Here is a 19,468-nt window from a genome sequence, read left to right as displayed (position 1 = left end):
GTGACGACACGCATCACCGTTGACCCGATCACCCGCATAGAGGGCCACCTGCGCATCGACGTCGAGGTGGACGGCGGCAAGGTCACCAAGGCCTGGTCCTCCGGGCAGATGTGGCGCGGTATCGAAAAGATCCTGGTCGGGCGCGATCCGCGCGAGGCCTGGACCTATACGCAGCGCTTCTGCGGGGTCTGCACCACGGTGCATGCGATCACCTCGGTGCGCGCGGTCGAGAACGCACTGCAGCTCGAGGTCCCGCTGAACGCGCAGCTGATCCGCAACATCATCCAGTGCGCGCACGCGATCCAGGACCACATCGTGCACTTCTATCATCTGTCGGCGGTCGACTGGGTCGACGTCGTCTCCGCGCTGGATGCCGATCCGGTCGCGACCGCGAAGCTCGCGGAGTCGCTGTCGGACTGGCCGTTGAACGGCCCGCACGAGATGAAGGCGGTGCAGGACCGGCTCAAGACGTTCGTCGGCAGCGGACAGCTCGGCCCGTTCGCCAGTGGCTTCTGGGGTCACCCGGCGATGAAGCTCTCCCCGGAGGTCAACCTGCTGGCGGTCGCGCACTACATGAACGCGCTGGACGTGCAGAACTACGCCAACAAGATCGTGGCGATCCTCGGCGGCAAGAGCCCGCACATCCAGAACGTCGCGGTCGGCGGGGTCAGTAACTCGATCAGCCACGAGGCGCCGTCGGTGCTGAACATCGAGCGCCTGATGCTGATCAGGACCTTCATCGACAAGCTCGAGCATTTCATCAAGTCGACCTACCTGGTCGACGTCCCGGCGATCGGCGCCTTCTACCTCGACTGGACCCAGGTCGGCGGCGGCGTGAACAACTACCTGACCGTGCCGGACTGCCCGCAGGACAGCAAGGGGACGGTGTTCGATCTGCCCGGGGGCTACATCGAAAACGGTGACCTCAAGGCCCTGAAACCGATCACCACGTTCAACGACGCCTACTTCCGCGACGGTGTCGCCGAGAGCTCGAAGCACAGCTGGTACCAGGGCGAGGCCGCGCTGCATCCCTGGGTCGGCGAGACCGAACCCGAGTACACGGACTTCCAGGACGACGGCAAGTACTCCTGGGTCAAGGCGCCGACCTTCTACGGCAAGCGCGCCGAGGTCGGCCCGCTGGCCGACGTCCTGGTCGCGGTGGCCGGCGGCAACGCGCGCTACACCAAGTACCTGAACGAGGCGATCGGCACCATCAAGGCGGTCTCCGGGCTCTCCGAGGTCCCGCTGTCGGCACTGGAATCGACCATCGGCCGGCATGCCGCGCGCGCGGTCCGTTGCGCGGTGATGATCGACACCCTCAAGGACCAGTGGCAGAACCTGGTCGACAACATCGGCAGGGGCGACCTCGACACCTTCAACGCCCCGGTCTTCCCGAAGGGCGAGATCAAGGGGGTCGGCTTCCACCAGGCCCCACGCGGGACCCTGTCGCACTGGGTGGTGATCGAGGACGCGAAGATCAAGAACTACCAGGCGGTCGTGCCGAGCACCTGGAACGCCGGTCCGCGCGACGCCGACGGCCAGATCGGCCCTTACGAGTCGTCGCTGCTCGACAACCCGGTCGCCGATCCCGAGAACCCGCTCGAGGTGCTGCGCACGGTGCACTCGTTCGACCCGTGCATCGCCTGCGCGATCCACATGTTCGACACCGAGCAGACCGAGATCGTGAAGGTGAAGGCATTGTGACGGTGATGGCGGCGGACCGGGCGGGCGCATCGGCAGCGTCGCGTCCGACGGACATCACTTCGCCGGTAGGCAACCAGCACGGGAGCGGACGGATGACAGACGACGATCGTGACGACGGGATCCTGGTGATCGGCATGGGCAATGTCCTGATGCAGGACGAGGGCATCGGCGTGCGTGCGGTCGAGGAACTGGAACAGCGCTATCGGGTACCGGCGCGGGTGCGCCTGCTGGATGGCGGCACGACCGGGATGGAGCTGTTCGAACCGATGCGCCGCTGCCACAGCCTGATCGTCGCCGATGCGGTGAACGCCGCGTTGCCGCCGGGTTCGCTGCTGCGCATCGCCAACGACGAGATCCGCGCGTTCTTCCAGACCAAGCTGTCGAACCACCAGCTCGGGCTGTCCGACCTGCTGGCGCTGCTCGCGTTCAAGGGCGAGTCGCCGCGTCATATCGCGATCATCGGCATGGTGCCGCACTCGCTGGAGAACCGGCTCGGTCTGACCCCCGAGGCGACCGCCGGGCTGGACGGGATGGTCGAGCGCCTGGTCGCGGAGCTTGCCGGTCTTGGCGTGACGCTGCACCCGCGCGCCGCGGCCGGCACCGGACACTGGCGGCGCCAGGCCGAACTGGAGCGCGCGGCATGTGCCTAGGGGTGCCGGTGCAGGTCATAGAGCCGGGCGCGGCGACCGCCCTGTGCCGTGGGCGCAACGGCGACGAGCACGTGCACATGCTGCTGGTCGGCATGCAACCGGCCGGCACCTGGGTGCTGAACTTCCTGGGTTGGGCGCGCGAGGTGATCAGTGCCGACGACGCCGACCAGATCAACCGCGCGCTCGACGGCCTCCGCGAGATCATGAATGGCGCCGAATCCATCGACGTCGATCACTATTTCCCCGGCCTCGGGTCGGCGAGGGAGACAGGATGATGGGTGATCCAATGCAGGCCGGCGAGGTGATCGCCGCGACCTTCGAACGCATCCACCGCGACCAGATGGCCGGGCTGCCACTGCTCAACGACGCGCTGCGTGTCGAGACCGTCGGCTTCCGCGAATACGCCGGGCGGGTGCTGGGCGTGCTGGTCACCCCGTGGTTGATGAACCTGGTGATGCTGCCGCGGGCAGGTGACGACTGGGACGCGCTGGAACTCGGCCACAAGCAGCCGCACGACTTCCCCTCGGGGACCTACAAGTTCATGGTCAACGAGATCGACGGCCTGGGGCGTTGCCAGACCCATTCCCTGTTCTCGCCGATGCGCGAGTTCGTCAGCCAGGCGCACGCGCTGGCGGCCGCCGAGGCCTTCCTGCGCGACCTGATGGCGCCAGCGGCACGCGGCGCACCGGAGCCGGTCGACGAGGAGCTGCTGGGGCGTATCATGCGCGGTGAGGAGACCCCGGAGATCGACCTGGAGGCCCTCGAGCAGGGACGGCTGGTGGAGGTGGAGCGCCGGCCGACGCGCCGCCTCGCGGACATCGGCGTGCGGGTTGAGGGTAAAATGATCTCGCGGCGGGACCTGCTGCGGGGTCGGCTGCGGGAGGGCTGAGCGGCTGCGGATCACCACCGCGGCCCGGGCGACGGTCAACTAGCGGAGAGCGAGCGATGTGTACGGTGTGCGGTTGCGGTGAGGGCGAGACGCGGATCGAGGAGCCGGGTGCGGCGAACGATCACGCGCACGGGCATGCGCATCAGGGTCACCATCACGACCACGACCACGACCACGACCACGACCACGACCATGCCCATGCCCATGCCCATGCCCATGATCACGCCCACGACTACGGTCAGGGGCCGGCCGGTGCGCATGCCCCCGGGCTCAGCCAGGCACGCATGGTGCAGATCGAGACCGATATCCTGGCGAAGAACAATGCCTACGCGGATGCCAACCGCCGCTGGTTCGGCGAGCATCGCGTCCTGGCCCTCAATCTCGTGTCCAGTCCGGGTTCGGGCAAGACCACGCTGCTGACACGCACGATCGACGATCTGAAGGACGAAGTCGACATCGCGGTGATCGAGGGCGACCAGCAGACCTCTAACGATGCCGAGCGCATCCGTGCGACCGGGGCCAAGGCGCTGCAGGTGAATACCGGCAAGGGCTGCCACCTCGACGGCCACATGATCGGCCATGCGATCGAGCACCTGCAGCCGGTCGACGACAGCGTGCTGTTCATCGAAAACGTCGGCAACCTGGTCTGCCCGGCGGCGTTCGATCTCGGTGAGGCACACAAGGTCGTGATCCTGTCGGTCACCGAGGGTGAAGACAAGCCGATTAAGTACCCCGACATGTTCCATGCCGCCGACCTGATGTTGTTGAACAAGGTCGATCTGTTGCCTTACGTGCAGTTCGATGTCGACCGGTGCATCGAGTATGCGCGCCGGGTGAACCGCGGCATCAAGGTGCTGCGGGTCTCCGCGACCTCGGGCGAAGGGATGGCGGACTGGTATCAGTGGATTCGCGCGACGCGTGCGCTGGCGGCTATCGGTAGCTAGCCATGTGTCTGGCGATACCGGCTCAGATCGTCGAGATCGACGTGGCCAGCGATACCGCGGTGGTCGCGCTCGGCGAGGTGCGCAAGGCGGTATCACTCGCGTTGGTCGAAGACGTCGCCTGCGGCGACTTCGTGTTGATCCACGTCGGCTACGCCTTGAACAAGATCAGCCCCGAGGAGGCCGAGCGCACGCTCGCGCTGTTCGGTGAGGCCGAGCTGATCGAGGAACTCGGCGGACCGGCGGCCGGCGGGGCGGTGTCGTGAAATACGTCGACGAGTTTCGCCGTCACGACCTCGCGCAGAAACTGTCCGCAGCGATCCACGCCGAGGTCGAGCGCGGCCGTCGCTACAACCTGATGGAGTTCTGCGGCGGCCATACGCACGCGATCTTTCGTTACGGCGTTCAGGACCTGATGCCGGACAACGTGCGCTTCGTCCATGGGCCGGGCTGTCCGGTGTGCGTGCTGCCGATCGGCCGGATCGACAACGCGATCGCGCTGGCCCGCGATCACGACGTGATTCTGTGCACCTACGGAGACATGCTGCGTGTACCGGGTAGCGGGCGCAAGAGTCTGCTCAAGGTGAAGGCCGAGGGTGCGGACGTGCGCATGGTGTATTCGACCCAGGATGCGCTGAATATCGCGCGCGACAATCCCGACCGCCAGGTGGTGTTTTTCGCCATAGGCTTCGAGACCACGACGCCGCCGACCGCGGTCGCGATTCGCCAGGCGCAGGCCGAGGGACTGAAAAACTTCAGCGTGTTCTGCAACCATGTGCTGACGCCGGCCGCGATCCAGAACATCCTCGAATCGCCCGAGGTCCGCGAGATCGGCACGGTGTCGATCGACGGTTTCTTCGGCCCTTCGCACGTCAGCTCGGTGATCGGCAGTCAGCCGTACGAGTTTTTTGCCGAGGAGTACCAGAAGCCGGTGGTGATCGCCGGTTTCGAACCGCTCGATGTCATGCAGTCGGCACTGATGCTGATCCGTCAGCTCAACGAGGGTCGTCACGATGTCGAGAACGAGTACACCCGCGTCGTCTCGCGCGAGGGCAACCACAAGGCCAAGGCGCTGGTCGCCGAGGTCTTCGAACTGCGCCGCAGCTTCGAGTGGCGGGGCCTGGGCCTGGTGCCCTACAGCGCGCTGCGCATCAAGACGGCCTACGCGGAGTTCGATGCCGAGCAGCGTTTCAGCGTCCCCGCGGTCGAGGCCTCCGACGTCAAGGGCTGCGAATGCCCGCGCATCCTGCGCGGCGTGAAGAAGCCCACCGACTGCAAGCTGTTCGGTACCGTGTGTACGCCGGAGAACCCGATGGGCTCGTGCATGGTGTCGTCGGAAGGTGCCTGCGCGGCGTATTGGACCTACGGCCGATTCCGCGAGCCTGCGCTGCGCGAGGCGAATGCATGAGCGCACAGATGAAACGCTTCCCGCTGCGCCTCAACCTGCGCAGCGGCACCGTCGACATGACCCACGGCAGCGGTGGGCGGGCGATGGCGCAGCTGATCGACGAGTTGTTCGTCACCCATTTCGACAATCCCATGCTGCGCCAGGCCAACGACCAGGCGGCGTTCGAGGTGCCGGCGGGCCGGATGGTGATGAGCACCGACGGCCACGTGATCTCGCCGCTGTTTTTCCCCGGTGGCGATATCGGTTCGCTGGCGGTGCATGGCACCCTGAACGACGTCGCGATGGCCGGCGCCCGACCGCTGTACCTGTCGGCCGGCTTCATACTCGAAGAGGGCTTTCCGCTCGCCGACCTGGAGCGCATCGTGATCAGCATGGGGCAGGCGGCACAGGCGGCCGGCGTCGCGATCGTGACCGGGGATACCAAGGTCGTCGAACGCGGCAAGGGTGACGGTGTGTTCATCACGACGACCGGGGTCGGGGTGGTGCCGGCCGGGGTCGGGATCTCCGGAGACCGCGCCCGTCCCGGGGATGCAGTGCTGCTCAGCGGCAGCATCGGTGATCACGGCATCGCGATCATGTCCAGCCGCGAGAACCTGAGTTTCGAGACGACGATCGAGTCCGATTCGGCCGCCCTGCACACCCTGGTGGCGTCGATGGTCGAGGCGGTGCCGGGCATCCATTGTCTGCGCGACCCGACGCGCGGCGGCCTGGCGACCACGCTGAACGAACTCGCCCAGCAGTCCGCGGTCGGTATGCAGCTCGACGAGCAGGCGATTCCGGTCAAACCGGCGGTCGCGGCTGCCTGTGAACTGCTCGGCCTGGATCCGCTGTATATCGCCAACGAGGGCAAGCTGGTCTGTATCTGTGCCGCGGACGACGCCGACGCGCTGCTCGAGGTGATGCGCGCCCATCCGCTCGGTGCGCAGGCCGCGCGGATCGGTGCGGTGGTCGAGGACGCGCACGGTTTCGTGCGCATGCAGACCAACTTCGGCGGCAGCCGGGTGGTCGACTGGCTGACCGGCGAGCAGCTGCCGCGGATCTGCTGAGCATGCGTATCCTGCTGCTGAGCCATGCGTTCAACAGCCTCACCCAGCGGTTGTTCGTGACCCTGCGTGAACGTGGCCACGAGGTGTCGGTCGAGTTCGACATCAACGACGCGGTAACCCGCGAGGCGGTCGACGCCTTCCAGCCCGACCTGTTGATCGCCCCCTTTCTCAAGCGCGCGATCCCCGAGGACGTCTGGCGCAACCACACCTGCCTGATCGTGCATCCGGGGATTCGCGGCGATCGCGGTCCGTCGGCACTCGACTGGGCGGTCCTCGACGGCGAGACGCACTGGGGCGTGACGGTGCTGCAGGCGGAGGCGGAGATGGACGCCGGGCCGGTCTGGGCATGGCGCGAGTTCGCGCTGCGTGACGCGACCAAGTCCAGCCTGTATCGCAACGAGGTCAGCGCGGCGGCGGTCGACGCGGTGATCGAGGCGCTGGAGCGCTTCGCCGCCGGTGACCTCGTGGCGCGACGCTTCGAACCCGGCGCCGGTGGCGTGCGTGGCCGTGCGCGGCCGCTGCTGCGGCAGGCCGAACGGGCGATCGACTGGTCCAATGACGACACGCGCACGGTGCTGCGCAAGATCCGCAGCGCTGACGGTGCGCCGGGGGTCCGCGACGAGCTGTTCGGCCGCGAGGTGTTGCTCTACGACGCCCATCCGGAGCGCGTGTTGCGCGGTGCGCCGGGTTCGCTGATCGCGCGCAGCGGCGACGCGCTGTGCCGGGCCACCCGCGACGGCGCGGTGTGGATCGGCCACCTGCGCGACGCGCATGCGGAGCATCCATTCAAGCTGCCGGCTGCGCGGCTGTTCGAGGCGCTGCTCGGCGAGCTGCCGGTGGTCCCCGGGGGTGAAGACAGCGGCTACCGCGACATCTGGTACGAGGAGGCCAACGAGGTCGGTTATCTGCACTTCGCGTTCTACAACGGCGCTATGGGCACCCGGCAGTGCGAGCGTCTGCGCGAGGCCTATAGCGCCGCCTGTGCGCGCGACACCCGGGTGATCGTGCTGATGGGCGGGCCGGACTACTGGTCGAACGGGATGCACCTCAACCTGATCGAGGCGGCGGCAAGTCCCGCCGACGAGTCCTGGCGCAACATCAATGCGATCGACGACCTCGCGCAGGCGATCATCGAGACCGACACCCACCTGACGGTCGCCGCGCTGCAGGGCAACGCCGGCGCCGGCGGGGTGTTCCTGGCGCGTGCCGCGGACGAGGTCTGGGCGCGTGCCGGCGTCGTGCTCAATCCGCATTACAAGGACATGGGCAATCTCTACGGTTCCGAGTACTGGACCTACCTGTTGCCACGCTACGCCGGTGACGAGAATGTCGAACGCATCACCCAGGGACGCCTGCCGATGGGCGTCGACGAGGCGCAACGCCTGGGGTTGGTCAACCAGGTGTTCGCGAGTACCGGGGCCGGGTTTGTCGAAGACACGCGGCGGCGTGCCGCCGAGCTGGCGCATGTGCCGGCGTTCGCCGACCGGCTGGACGCCAAGCGGCAGCGCCGCGCCGCCGAGCAACGCCAGCAGCCCCTGACGGCCTACCGCGAGGCGGAGTTGGCGCGCATGCGCCTGAACTTCTACGGGTTCGATCCGAGCTACCACGTGGCACGTTACAACTTCGTCCACAAGGTGGCGAAATCCCGCACGCCGTTGACGATCGCGCAACATCGCCGGCTCGTGTCAGGTCACAGGGGTAACGCCTGAGCGACACGTGCTCCGTGCGGTCAATCCCCGACGACGTATCACTGTCCTAGCGATGCGACAAAGGTTCCTTTTCGGGGGACTGCGAGGCCGGGGTCCAACGGCGCCGCGGTTCGCCGGTTGAACCGGGTGCCGTGATCTCCCTGCGTTCGGCGGTCCGGTAAACTCCTCAGTGAAACGGCCGAAAACTGCAGGCATGCCGATCTCCAAAGACCTCGACAAGAAAAACAGAAGCCTCAGCGCTTTGATCTATCGGAACTACCTGTCCAGTTCCCTCATTCCGATATTCGCGATCGAGATCGTCCTGCTGCTGTATTTCGGCATCACTTTCTATGTCTCGGGCAAAAGCCAGGAGATGCTGCTGCAGGAAGCGACGCGGGGTATCCAGGAGATCGCTTCCCGCGAGGTGGCGAACATAGACGGCAAGCTGCAGGAGGTGGCGCGCCTCGCGCTCATGATGCAGCGTGACCAACAGGCCTTTTTCTCCGGAGACGATTGCCACCTGCCGCACGGCGAACCCGGGTTCGCGACCCACGCGAACGGTGCCTACTTCAAGAACAGCGACAACGGCGGCGCGTCCCTGTACTACTCGGGCGGCACCACGCTCGGTGCAGCCGAGATGCACAAGGCGCGCTGCAGCGAGGCGATGGACCCGTTGCTGGCCTCGATCGTCGAGACCAGCCCGATTGTGACCCAGGCCTATCTGAACACCTGGGACGACATGAACCGGCTGTATCCCTACATTGCCGATGCGCCGGCGCAGTACGGTCCGCAGCTGCATATGGAGGATTTCAACTTCTACTACGAGGCCGACGCGACGCACAACCCCATGCGTAAACCGGTCTGGACCGGGGCCTACCTCGATCCGGCCGGGCAGGGGTGGATGGTTTCGCTGGTGGTACCGATCTATCTCGGTGATTTCCTCGAAGGCGTCGCCGGACTCGACGTGACCATCGACTCGTTCGTGCAGAAGATTCTCGGATTGCAGATGCCGTGGCATGCAAGCACGCTGATGGTCGATGGAAACGGGGTCATCCTTGCGATGCAGGAGCGTGCCGAGGACCTGCTGAAACTGCGTGAACTCAAGACGCACAGCTACGAAGAGCGGGTGGGAGAGACAGTCACGAAGCCGGAGGAGTACAACATACTGACGCTCGGCGACGTGTCGGTGCGGCGCCAGACGCGGCAATTGTTCGAGTCCAAGGCCCGGATAGGGGATATCACCATCGACGACACGGACTACCTGCTCAGCCAGGAGATCGTACCGGAATCCGGTTGGCGCATGATCTCGCTGATCGAGAAATCCGAGGTGCTCGAGCCGATCACCCGCCTGAAACAGCTGAGCAACCGGATCGGTTACCTCGCCATTGCCGGCATGGTGCTTTTTTACATTGCGTTCTTCGTTTACATGCTGAACAAATCGCGCAGGTTGTCGGCGACCATTGCCCGACCGATCGCGCATTTGTCGGAGCTCACCCGGGACCTCGGTGAGACATTGAAGGCCAGCAGTCCCGAGGTTGCGGGGATCGACGAGATCGATCTGCTCGGCCGCAATTTCAACGATATGGCGAGGGAACTCGAGGCAAGGACACGGGCGATGCGTGACGCAACGGTCGCCGCCGAGGCGGCCAGCCGGGCGAAGAGTACCTTCCTCGCGAACATGAGCCACGAACTGCGCACGCCACTCAACGGCATCATCGGCATGACCGAGCTCGCGCTGCGCAGCACCCGCGATCCGCAGTTGCTTCGCCGCCTCAAGGTGGTCGATCAGTCGTCCAAGCTGTTGCTCAATCTGATCAGCGACATTCTCGATATCTCGCAGATCGAAGCCGACCGCCTGCAACTCGATTCGGTCGGTTTTTCGTTTGCCGACGTGGTCAGGAATCTGCAAAACGCCGTCGGGCACCAGATCGCGGATAAGGGCCTGAGCCTGCACGTGAAGATCCCGCCCGACCTCGTTGAACGACCATTGCGCGGTGACCCACTGCGACTCACGCAGATCCTGATCAACCTGTGCAGCAACGCGGTGAAGTTCAGCACCCGTGGCGCAATCACCTTGCGTGCGGTGGTCAGCCAGGAGAGCGAACACGAACTGCAGTTGCGCTGCGAAGTGCAGGACAACGGCATCGGGATATCGGCGGCCGACCAGGAACGCCTGTTCACCGCGTTCGAACAGGCCGATGGTTCGCTGACGCGCAAGTACGGTGGAGCTGGTCTGGGACTGGCGATCTGCAAGCGTCTGGTGCGGGCGATGGGCGGCGATATCGGCGTCGAATCGGAACCGGACGAGGGCAGTACCTTCTGGTTCACGGTGCGGCTCGGCAAGGGGGATCCGCAAACCGAATCGGTGTCGCCGGAGGCCGGCGAGGCACCGACGGCGGCCCGGCTGCAGCACGCGCATGCGGGACGCCGTGTACTGTTGGTGGAGGACGAGGCGGTCAACCAGGTTGTGGCCCGGGACTTCCTTGAGCAGGCGGGTCTGGTCGTGGATGCTGCCGATGACGGTGCCCGCGCGCTGGAGATGTCACGCGAAGTCCCGTACGACCTGATCCTGATGGACCTGCAGATGCCGACCATGAATGGTCTGGAGGCCGCCAGGATGATTCGCGGCGAGTCGATGAACGCGATGACACCGATTGTTGCGATGACCGCTCACGCGTTTGAACACGAGCGCCAGGAATGCTTCGACGCCGGGATGAACGAGCACCTCGCAAAACCGATCGATGCGGCGAAACTGTATAGGACGGTAGAGCGCTGGCTCGATGCAGAGATCGGGCTCTAGTGGTCATCGGCGGGGCCTGAGCGCCCCGCACACGTCTAGGGCGCGCAACCCACGCGCATCATCGAAACGCCCACCGGCTGGATGGATCCGTAACGCTGCAGGTATTGACGCTGAACGTTGTACGCCTGGCGTTCCATCTCGATGGCGTCATCGCAGTTCGGCGACTCACTGAAAGCGGCACCGCCATAGGGTACGCCACCATTGCGTGAGGTTCCTTGCAGGTAGTGCACCATCTCGTGCACGACGATCGACGATGCAAGCAGGTTTTCTTCCGGGTCGAGGCGTTCATCGATGTACAGATTGCGACCGCCGGCATACCAGCCGTACACCTTGCACTCCTGGCCGTCGCATGCCTGTTCGACGAAAAAGTCATGTGGCTTTGGTACGACGATCGGTTCTTCGGTCGGTGGCGCGAATCCGGATAGTGATATCGCCCAGGAAAGCAGCACTGTATAGACGTCGGACATGAGTTCGCACCTCGGTGAAGGGCTGCCGTCGACCCGATCGTTGCTCGGGGTAGCCGTGACCGTCCTACGGTACGCGGTACATCTCGAACCGGCGACAAAACCGCCAAAAAAATGTTCTCAGCTGTTGCTTAGCAATAGTTGAGCCATAAAAACGAAAAGACTATAAGAATCAAGCCCCTAAGTATTAAATGGTTGACTATATTATTAACCGCTAATGCGTTTACCGTCAATATTCCTGACTCGTCTTGCACGCTGATCGTCCGGATGGAGAGGCCGGGCGCGCCAGAAAGGTGCACGGTGATCGGCGGTAGCTACGAACCTGCCGGTTCGGTGCCGGGGTCTTGCGGCATGCGGTCGGTACAAAAAACCGGCGGCCGCGTGCGGATCATCGTTGCCAAAGGATCTGTCCGGCCTCCAGCGGAATGACCGCATCCGGGTGGCGGGGGATAAGGCGCGGCGTGTAATCGGACGCCGGGCGGTCGGCGACAAGGCGTGCGGTGTAGAGATGGCCGTTGACGGCGCCCGCCAAGGGTTCGGCGCGCTGCATCGATTCACACAATACGGTGCCGGTGCGCTCGTCCTCGGCGTACAGCTGGACCTCCAGGTCGGACGGGTCCAGGTCGTCGAGGTAAACGGCCACACGAAATCGATGGGCGTCGCCTTCGCGCTCGACCTCGAGATCGCCAAAGCGCAGCTTGCCCCAATGGGTATCCAGGCGTGCCCGCCACTCGTTGATCGCGACCGCTGCGCGACACCGGTCGGCGGTACGTGCGCGGTAGCCGGCAGCGAGCGGCACGTAGTACGACTCGACGTATTCACGCAGCATGCGGTTCGCGGAGAAGCGTGGTGCGAGCTCGGACATGCTCGCGCGCACCCGGGCCAGCCAGCCGCGTGGCAGGCCTCGCGGGTCGCGGTCGTAGAAGCACGGTACGACTTCGTCCTCGAGCAGTCGGTACAGGGCATCGGCCTCGGCCGATTCCCATTCAGGGTCCAGTGGATGTTCACGTCCGTCGCCGATCGCCCAGCCGAGATCCGGACGCCAGGCTTCGGCCCACCAGCCATCCAGTTCGGACAGGTTCAGCCCGCCGTTTACCAGTACCTTCATGCCACTGGTACCGCTCGCCTCCCAGGGACGGCGCGGCGTGTTCAGCCACAGGTCCGCACCCTGTACCAGTTGCTCGGCCAACACCATGTCGTAGTCGCTGAGAAACACCACCCGGGACTGCAGACCGAATTCGCCGATGAACGCCGTCCATTCACGAATCAGCGCCTTGCCGACGATGTCACGCGGATGCGCCTTTCCCGCGATCACGATCTGTACCGGGCGTCGGGCGTCTTGCAGCAGGCGCGCCAATCGGGCGGGGTCGCTGAGTAGCAGGGTCGGCCGCTTGTACTCGGTGAAACGCCGCGCGAAACACAGGGTCATGATGTTCGGGTCGAGGACACCGTGGACGTCCTCGGCCTGTGCCCCCAGGCCCGCCTCGGCGAGCTGTTGCGCGAGGCGCTGCCGGGCGAAGTCCACGAGCCGGGTGCGACCCGCGGTACGCAATGCCCACAGGTCTTCGTCCGGTACCACGGACAGTGCCGCCCGCAGCTCTCCGAGCTCGCCCAGCCAGCGGTCCTTGCCGCAGGCGCGGGTCCAGAGGGCGTCTGCGGCAGGCGAGTCCCAGGAAGGTACGTGCACGCCGTTGGTGACGTGGCCGACCGGGACCTCGGCCTCCGGCCAACGCGGGAACAGAGCCTGGAAGATACGTCGGCTGACCTGCGCGTGCAGACGGCTCACCCCGTTGATTGCGGCACAGCTGTGCACCGCGAGGTGCGCCATGTTGAACGGCGCAGAGAGGTCGTCCGGATCGGTACGTCCCAGTCGCAGGATACTGTGCGTGCTGCAGTCGAGTTCCGCGCAATAGGGATCGAGATATTGCTCCACCAGCGGCGCGGGAAAGTGATCGAAACCGGCTTCGACCGGTGTATGGGTGGTAAACAGATTGCCGGCACGCGTGACGGTCAGCGCGAGCGGAAGCGGACAGCGCTGATCGAGCGCGAAACAGCGCGCACGTTCGAGTGCCGCGAATGCGGCGTGTCCCTCGTTGAGGTGACAGACGTCCGGGTCGACGCCCAGCGCACGCAGAGCCCGCCAGCCCCCGATGCCGAGTACCAGCTCCTGCTGCAGGCGGGTCTCGGGCCCACCGCCATACAGTTCGGCAGTGATGCCGCGATCGGCCGCACTGTTCAGCGGGTCGTTGCTGTCCAAGAGCAGCAGGCGCACCCGCCCGATGCGCGTCTGCCAGACCTTCAGGCGCAGCGCGCGTCCGGGCAGCGGGACACTGACCACCAGCCACTCGCCGTGCGCATCGCGCGCGGGGGTCACCGGCAGTTGCACGAGGTCGTTGAAAGGATAGAACTCACGCTGGTTTCCGGATGCATCCAGCACCTGCCGGAAGTAGCCCTGCTGATACAGCATGCCCACACCGATCAGTGGCACCGCGAGGTCGCTGGCACTCTTCAGGCAGTCGCCGGCCAGGATACCCAGTCCGCCGGAATAGATCGGCAAGGATTCGCTGAGGCCGAACTCCATGCTGAAGTAGGCAACGGCGCCGAACGCGCCGGCATGCGGGCTCTGATCGAACCACCCGGGACCGGCCGTGGCGTCGCGATCGGTTGCGACCTGGTCTGCGACACGGGCGACGAATGCGGGATCGGCAGCGAGCTGGCGCAGATGCTCGCCGGCGACAGACTGCAGGATCACCCAGGGATTGCGCGTGCGCTGCCATAGCTCCGGATGGATGTGCTGCCAGATCTCGTCCGCGCTGTGGCTCCAGGACCAGCGCATGTCGAGTGCCAGTTCCGCGAGCCCTTCGAGTCCGGCCGGCATCTCCGGAAGCAGGTAGCTGGGTACGTAAGGCATCGCTACACCCTGGCCATTCGCGGCAGCTCGGCGACCACCCGCCCAGGTGATGCCCTGTGCGGGCGTTCAGCGCCCATCGTCCTGACCCGAAGTCGACGACCCCGTGGCCGCGATCTGGTATTCGCTGGTCTGCGTCAGGCGCGCACCGATGATCGCGGTCAGATTCCTGAACAGTCGGAACGCCAGCACGGGATACCGATGCGTCAGTCGATCGATGCGGCTCCAGCTCAGAACCAGGGTGCGGGTGTCCGCCACGGCGACGACATCGGCGGTGCGTCGACATCCCGAAAGCGGGGCCACTTCGCCGAACAGCTCCCCGATACCCATGGCCCGCAACCGATCAGTGCGGCCATCGTGATGCGTCTTGCGCGCCTCGACCGCTCCGTCGAGCACGAGGTACATCTCACTGCCTTCTGCGCCTTCTTCGATGATCCTGCTGCCGACCGGGTAGCGACGTATCTCGCTCGCCAACAGAAGCTTCTTGATCTGCCAGATATACATGCCGGCAAACAGCGGTGATTCACGTACTGCGATGTTCTGGATCTTGCAGGACAACAGATCCCATACGGTGAGCAGTTCCGACGTGCTCAACAACAGGGGTGTGAGGATGAAGGTCGCCGCCAGCGCCACCAGCATCACCATCGCGCTGAGTACACCGAAATGCACCACCGGCTGGAAACTGGACGTAGCGAACACCATGAATCCGGCCGCCAGCGCGATCGATGTCGCGAAGATCGGCTGCGCCTCGGCCTTGAGCATCGCGATCAGCGCCGCCCGGCGGCTTGCATGCACCTTCAATTCCTCGTGAAACCGGGACATCACATGCATCGTGTCATCGACGCAGATGCCCAGTGCGATCGCTGCGACCATGCTGGTGCCGGCATTCAGCGGGATGTCGGCTATGCCCATCACGCCGAACAGGACGACGACCGGAAACAGGTTTGGGACCAGCGCGATCAGGCCGGCACGAATACTGACGAACAGCAGGGATACCAGACCGACTATCACCGCGCTGACCAGCAACAGCGACTGCAGCTGGCCCAGTGCCATCTGCTCGATCGCCTGGTTCGACAGGATCGACATCCCGGTGATCTCCACCTTCAAGGCCGGGTCGATCTCTTCGTCGATCCGGGTCTGCAACGCGGCCACCGCCTGATTGAGCCGCTCGGACGACGTGATGTTGTGGCGCACGACGATCTGTGCCTGGTCAAACGCCGGTGACACATAGGCGGCGATGTCATCGTGCTTGACGAACAACATGTACTCGCGCAACACCTCGTCCGATTCGGGGAGTTGCATCATTGGTTCCGCGTCCGACGCCATCGCGCTGTTCAGCTGCACGACGAAATCGGCGAACGAAAACGAGCGGTCGAAGACCTCCAGGTCGTCGATGAAGCCCTGGAGCTTGCTGATCTCGGCCAGATAACGGGTCTGCAGGAAGGTGTTTTCGATGCCCGAGGCAAGGACGATCGAGAACGAATGCACGCCGGACAGCGTTTCGTGGATGCGGTCGGTGTGGCTGCGCAGCGCGGAATGCCGGTCGAGGTAGTCGAGAAAGTTGTTGTTGATCCGCAAGTGGGTGGCTGCGAGAAAAGACAGCAGGGCCAGCAATGCGGCCATCGCGAAAACCTGGCCCCGGCGTCTGCGCAGCCGCAGCATCAGTCCGACCGCCCAGCGCTGAAACAACGTGCTGGAGCGCTTCGTGCCCGTCGCGACGACGGAATCGCGGTGGCCAAACCGGTGCAGCATGACCGGAACCAGGCTCACGGTGATCAGGAAGTTGAACAGCAGCCCGGTCGACGCGGTTATCCCGAACTGGAACAGCAGTTCGATATCGTTCAGCGCGATCGACAGGAAGCCAAGGTAGGTGGTGATGAACGTGAGCAGAACCGCCATACCCATCTTGTCGGCCATTCGAACGACCGCGTCGCGTCGCCTGAGACCCTGGTCTATCCCGGCGGCGTATTCAGTCAGCAGGTGAATATCCTCCGTCGATCCGATGATGATCACCAGGGCGGGCACGATCGACGTCATGATGTTGAGCGGGATACCCACCGCGCCGAGGAAGCCCAGGGTCCAGATCACGCTGAGCCCGGCCGTGCACAAGGGGATCAAGGCGGCATTGGCACGGCGCAACATCAACGCGAGGGCGGTGAGCAGAACAATGACGGACAGCGGCAGATAGATACGCTGATCGCTGCGTATCTTGTCGGTCAGATCACTGCGCATCGCGGAAAGACCGATCTGGAATACCTCGTCCAGCCGTGCGCGCAGTGGATCGATCAGTCGTTCGATCTGCTCCGTCACCGTCTTGTCGAAGCCGGGCTGTCGCGTGTCGCGATTGAACGACACGTTGATCGCCATGGTGTTGCTCTCTGCCGCCACCAGGTTGCCGCTCACCAGCGGATTGCGCCGGGCATCGTCGAGCATCGACGCCACCTCGTCGGGTGAGCCGGGCAGCGGCTGAAGGTAGGGACGGGTATTCACGAATCCATCGACGTTCTTCAGGTTCGGCACGTTGAAGAGACTGGTCGCGCGGTCCACGGCCGGCAGTGCGACGATTCTCCGGATCACGTCGCGGATCGCCGTCAGCTTGTCGGGGGCGAACAGGTCGGGGTCGCTGATGACCAGGATGGTGCCGTCTTCGCTACCGAATGTCCGTTCGGCGTCGGTGTAGCGTTGCCAGGCCGGTGTCTGCTTGTCGAGCATGCTCTCGGCGGAGATCTGGACATGCAGCTTGGGCAACTGTGCCGCCAAAACTGCAGTGATGACGGCCAAAACGGCGACGATGGTCCAGGGGTGCTGCGCGCTGACCTTGAGGAAATATCTCACACCCATCCACCCGCTGAGACCATGGCGAACAGCGCACCGGATTCCGGTTTGGAACGGCCGCAACCCTGCCGTGCCGGTGCACCGGATCGCGTACGACACGCTCGATAGCGCCTATGCTGAACTCGATACCGGCCTTACGGCAAGCGCGGCCGACTGGTGCAACTTTAAGACAAATGGCAGTGCGATGCGGACCGGAGGGCAATGACCGGTCGGCGCTGTCCGGCGTGGAGACTGGGGTGTCTCGTACGGAGAGTCTGAACAGCGAAGCAGACGGAGCGGCGCGAGGGGCACCGATCTCTGCGGCACTCGCCTTGATACTGGGGGCCATGGTCCTGCTCGCGGTGTTGCTGGTGATTGCGATCGCGACCTGGACCGGCTATCGCAACACGGTCGACCTGTTGCGGCAGAAGGCCGAGATCATGGTGTCTTCGGCGGTAGACCAGTTGCATATCCATCTCGATGCCGCGGAAAGCCAGGCGCACTTCGTCTCGCAGGCGCTCGCGACCGGTTGGATCGACGCCGCCGATCCTGACGACCTGGTGACGCTGCTCACCGGGGCCCTGGCGGCGACGCCCCAGATCACCTCGATCGGATACGTCGACACGGCGCTGAACCTGGTCGCGGCCGAACGCGACGAGCCGACGCCTGTCCCGATCTTCGCGAGACTGGCGGATGATCCCACCTGGCAGACATTGCTGGCCGAGGCGCAGGGTGCATCTGAGGCCTACTGGGGCGGGGTGAGCTGGCGACATGTCTACGGCACCGCGCAGCTGACCCGTCGTGAGCCGGTGCGGCGCAATGGCGGGTTTGCCGGATTCGTGTATGTCGAGGTCGGCATCCCGAGCCTGTCGGAGCTGATCGGCTCACTGGAATCCGACTTTGGACTGAATGCGTTCATCCTCGCCGGCGACCGCAACGTCATCGCGCATCCGATGCTGCAGTTCGGATTCCCGGGCCTGACGCCCTGGCATCCGGTTCCAGGGGTCAGCGAGCTGGGTGATCCGGTATTGATGGCGATGTCGGATCCGCGTGCGCGCAACGACCGGGTTTCGGCTTTGCTGGGGCGGAGCAAGGGGCATGCCGTCGATCTGGGCGCCGAGACCTACGTGTTCGTGTATCGCGAGGAGCGCGGATACGGCGGCGACTGGCTGGTCGGCAGCTATCTGACCGCGTCGGACGTCCTGAAAGAGATCGAGCGCTTGTTCAATGCGATCGTCGCCTGTGCCGCGATCATCCTGCTGGCGCTGTTGCTGGCGGCGTGGCTCGGTCGACGTATCTCGCGTCCGGTACGCCTGCTGGCCGAGCAGTCACGCAGAGTGCGCAACCTGGACTTCGAACACACCCGACCGGTGCCCGGAAGCTATATCAAGGAGCTGAACGAGGCGGCCGCGGCGTTCAACCAGATGGTGGATGGTTTGCGGGAACGTCAGATGATCCGCGACCTGTTCGGCAAATACGTGCCCAAGGGCGTCGTCGACGAACTGTTGAAGGACAAGGGCAAGCTGCGGCCACGCCAGGTCGAGGCGACGGTGCTGTTTGTCGACGTCGAACGCTTCACGACGCTCTCCGAGGACCTGCTGCCGCAACAGATCGTCGATATCCTGAATGCCTATTTCTCGGGCGTCGCCGCGATCATCGAACGCCACGGCGGCATGATCACCCAGTTCCAGGGGGACGCGGTCCTCGCGGTGTTCAATCTCCCGGTCGCCGATCCGGCGCATGCCGACCATGCGGTCGCGGCCGCATCCGAGATCCGCCGATTTGTCGCCGAAAACCGTTTCCAGGACCGACAGCTGCGTTGCCGGATCGGGATCAACACCGGGGAGGTCGTCGCCGGCAATGTCGGCGCAACGGATCGACTGAGTTACACGGTGCATGGCGACGCGGTGAACGTCGCTGCGCGCCTGGACGATCTCAATAAGACGTTGGGCACTGGCCTGCTGATCTCGGCGAGCACCGCGGGCCGGCTCGACGGGCGCGAGATCGCCATGCGCTCACGCGGACGCGTGCCCATTCGCGGCAAGCAGAGCGAGGTTGAGGTGTTCGAGGTCCTTTGATCGCTGCGCGTACGTGGTAATCAGGAACCAGATCCGCAGGCAATCGACGCTCGGTGCGCGTTCCGGCTTTCAGAAAAT

14 protein-coding genes are annotated in these 19,468 nt (G+C 64.8%); 11 read left to right on the top strand and 3 right to left on the bottom strand.

Going from position 1 to position 19,468, the window contains the following annotated elements:
- From H6955_01255 to H6955_01210, 10 genes are all read left to right on the top strand, one after another.
- The gene (locus H6955_01255) at positions 1 to 1,704 is read left to right on the top strand and encodes a nickel-dependent hydrogenase large subunit (GenBank protein ID MCP5312151.1); all 1,704 of its coding nucleotides are present in this window, start codon (positions 1 to 3) and stop codon (positions 1,702 to 1,704) included.
- A gap of 92 nt (positions 1,705 to 1,796) precedes the next feature.
- Entirely contained in the window at positions 1,797 to 2,354 is a 558-nt protein-coding gene (locus H6955_01250; protein ID MCP5312150.1) for a HyaD/HybD family hydrogenase maturation endopeptidase, read from the top strand.
- Positions 2,345 to 2,629, top strand: coding sequence for a HypC/HybG/HupF family hydrogenase formation chaperone (locus H6955_01245; protein ID MCP5312149.1), 285 nt, complete (start codon positions 2,345 to 2,347; stop codon positions 2,627 to 2,629). The genes H6955_01250 and H6955_01245 overlap by 10 nt, the downstream gene beginning before the upstream one ends.
- On the top strand, positions 2,629 to 3,243 hold the full coding sequence (gene hybE / locus H6955_01240; GenBank protein MCP5312148.1) for a [NiFe]-hydrogenase assembly chaperone HybE: 615 nt from the start codon (positions 2,629 to 2,631) through the stop codon (positions 3,241 to 3,243). The genes H6955_01245 and hybE overlap by 1 nt, the downstream gene beginning before the upstream one ends.
- 56 nt (positions 3,244 to 3,299) lie before the next feature.
- The gene (gene hypB / locus H6955_01235; protein MCP5312147.1) at positions 3,300 to 4,187 is read left to right on the top strand and encodes a hydrogenase nickel incorporation protein HypB; all 888 of its coding nucleotides are present in this window, start codon (positions 3,300 to 3,302) and stop codon (positions 4,185 to 4,187) included.
- Positions 4,188 to 4,189: 2 nt separating this feature from the next.
- Positions 4,190 to 4,450, top strand: coding sequence for a HypC/HybG/HupF family hydrogenase formation chaperone (locus H6955_01230; protein MCP5312146.1), 261 nt, complete (start codon positions 4,190 to 4,192; stop codon positions 4,448 to 4,450).
- A complete protein-coding gene (hypD, locus tag H6955_01225) occupies positions 4,447 to 5,592 on the top strand; it encodes a hydrogenase formation protein HypD (GenBank protein MCP5312145.1) in 1,146 nt (381 codons plus the stop codon). Before H6955_01230 ends, hypD begins: the two co-directional genes overlap by 4 nt.
- A complete protein-coding gene (gene hypE / locus H6955_01220; GenBank protein MCP5312144.1) occupies positions 5,589 to 6,638 on the top strand; it encodes a hydrogenase expression/formation protein HypE in 1,050 nt (349 codons plus the stop codon). Before hypD ends, hypE begins: the two co-directional genes overlap by 4 nt.
- Positions 6,639 to 6,640: 2 nt before the next feature.
- Positions 6,641 to 8,347, top strand: coding sequence for a hydrogenase maturation protein (locus H6955_01215; protein MCP5312143.1), 1,707 nt, complete (start codon positions 6,641 to 6,643; stop codon positions 8,345 to 8,347).
- Between the two features lie 193 nt (positions 8,348 to 8,540).
- Entirely contained in the window at positions 8,541 to 11,126 is a 2,586-nt protein-coding gene (locus H6955_01210; protein MCP5312142.1) for a response regulator, read from the top strand.
- Between the two features lie 35 nt (positions 11,127 to 11,161).
- Here the strand turns inward: H6955_01210 and H6955_01205 are convergent, their stop codons facing one another.
- The 3 genes from H6955_01205 to H6955_01195 form a co-directional block, all read right to left on the bottom strand.
- Positions 11,162 to 11,593 carry a hypothetical protein gene (locus H6955_01205; GenBank protein MCP5312141.1) on the bottom strand — a complete coding sequence of 144 codons (432 nt, stop codon included), beginning with the start codon at positions 11,591 to 11,593 and terminating at the stop codon, positions 11,162 to 11,164.
- Positions 11,594 to 11,978: 385 nt separating this feature from the next.
- Complete coding sequence (gene glgP / locus H6955_01200) at positions 11,979 to 14,501, bottom strand: alpha-glucan family phosphorylase (GenBank protein MCP5312140.1); 2,523 nt, start codon at positions 14,499 to 14,501, stop codon at positions 11,979 to 11,981.
- A 66-nt stretch (positions 14,502 to 14,567) separates the two neighbouring features.
- On the bottom strand, positions 14,568 to 17,333 hold the full coding sequence (locus H6955_01195; protein ID MCP5312139.1) for an MMPL family transporter: 2,766 nt from the start codon (positions 17,331 to 17,333) through the stop codon (positions 14,568 to 14,570).
- 236 nt (positions 17,334 to 17,569) lie between these two features.
- Between H6955_01195 and H6955_01190 the strand changes: the two genes are divergently transcribed.
- Positions 17,570 to 19,390 carry a HAMP domain-containing protein gene (locus H6955_01190; GenBank protein MCP5312138.1) on the top strand — a complete coding sequence of 607 codons (1,821 nt, stop codon included), beginning with the start codon at positions 17,570 to 17,572 and terminating at the stop codon, positions 19,388 to 19,390.
- Positions 19,391 to 19,468 lie beyond the last annotated feature (78 nt).

Source organism: Chromatiaceae bacterium, assembly GCA_024235395.1.
Taxonomy (GTDB): domain Bacteria; phylum Pseudomonadota; class Gammaproteobacteria; order Chromatiales; family Chromatiaceae; genus Thiosocius.
This window is presented reverse-complemented; position numbering and strand designations above follow the sequence as displayed.

Coding starts and splice junctions, on each gene's coding strand:
- glgP (MCP5312140.1), bottom strand. CDS start 14,501: ATGCCTTACGTACCCAGCTACCTGCTTCCGGAGATGCCGGCCGGACTC.
- H6955_01210 (MCP5312142.1), top strand. CDS start 8,541: ATGCCGATCTCCAAAGACCTCGACAAGAAAAACAGAAGCCTCAGCGCT.
- H6955_01245 (MCP5312149.1), top strand. CDS start 2,345: ATGTGCCTAGGGGTGCCGGTGCAGGTCATAGAGCCGGGCGCGGCGACC.
- H6955_01230 (MCP5312146.1), top strand. CDS start 4,190: ATGTGTCTGGCGATACCGGCTCAGATCGTCGAGATCGACGTGGCCAGC.
- H6955_01250 (MCP5312150.1), top strand. CDS start 1,797: ATGACAGACGACGATCGTGACGACGGGATCCTGGTGATCGGCATGGGC.
- hypE (MCP5312144.1), top strand. CDS start 5,589: ATGAGCGCACAGATGAAACGCTTCCCGCTGCGCCTCAACCTGCGCAGC.
- hybE (MCP5312148.1), top strand. CDS start 2,629: ATGGGTGATCCAATGCAGGCCGGCGAGGTGATCGCCGCGACCTTCGAA.
- H6955_01205 (MCP5312141.1), bottom strand. CDS start 11,593: ATGTCCGACGTCTATACAGTGCTGCTTTCCTGGGCGATATCACTATCC.
- H6955_01215 (MCP5312143.1), top strand. CDS start 6,641: ATGCGTATCCTGCTGCTGAGCCATGCGTTCAACAGCCTCACCCAGCGG.
- hypB (MCP5312147.1), top strand. CDS start 3,300: ATGTGTACGGTGTGCGGTTGCGGTGAGGGCGAGACGCGGATCGAGGAG.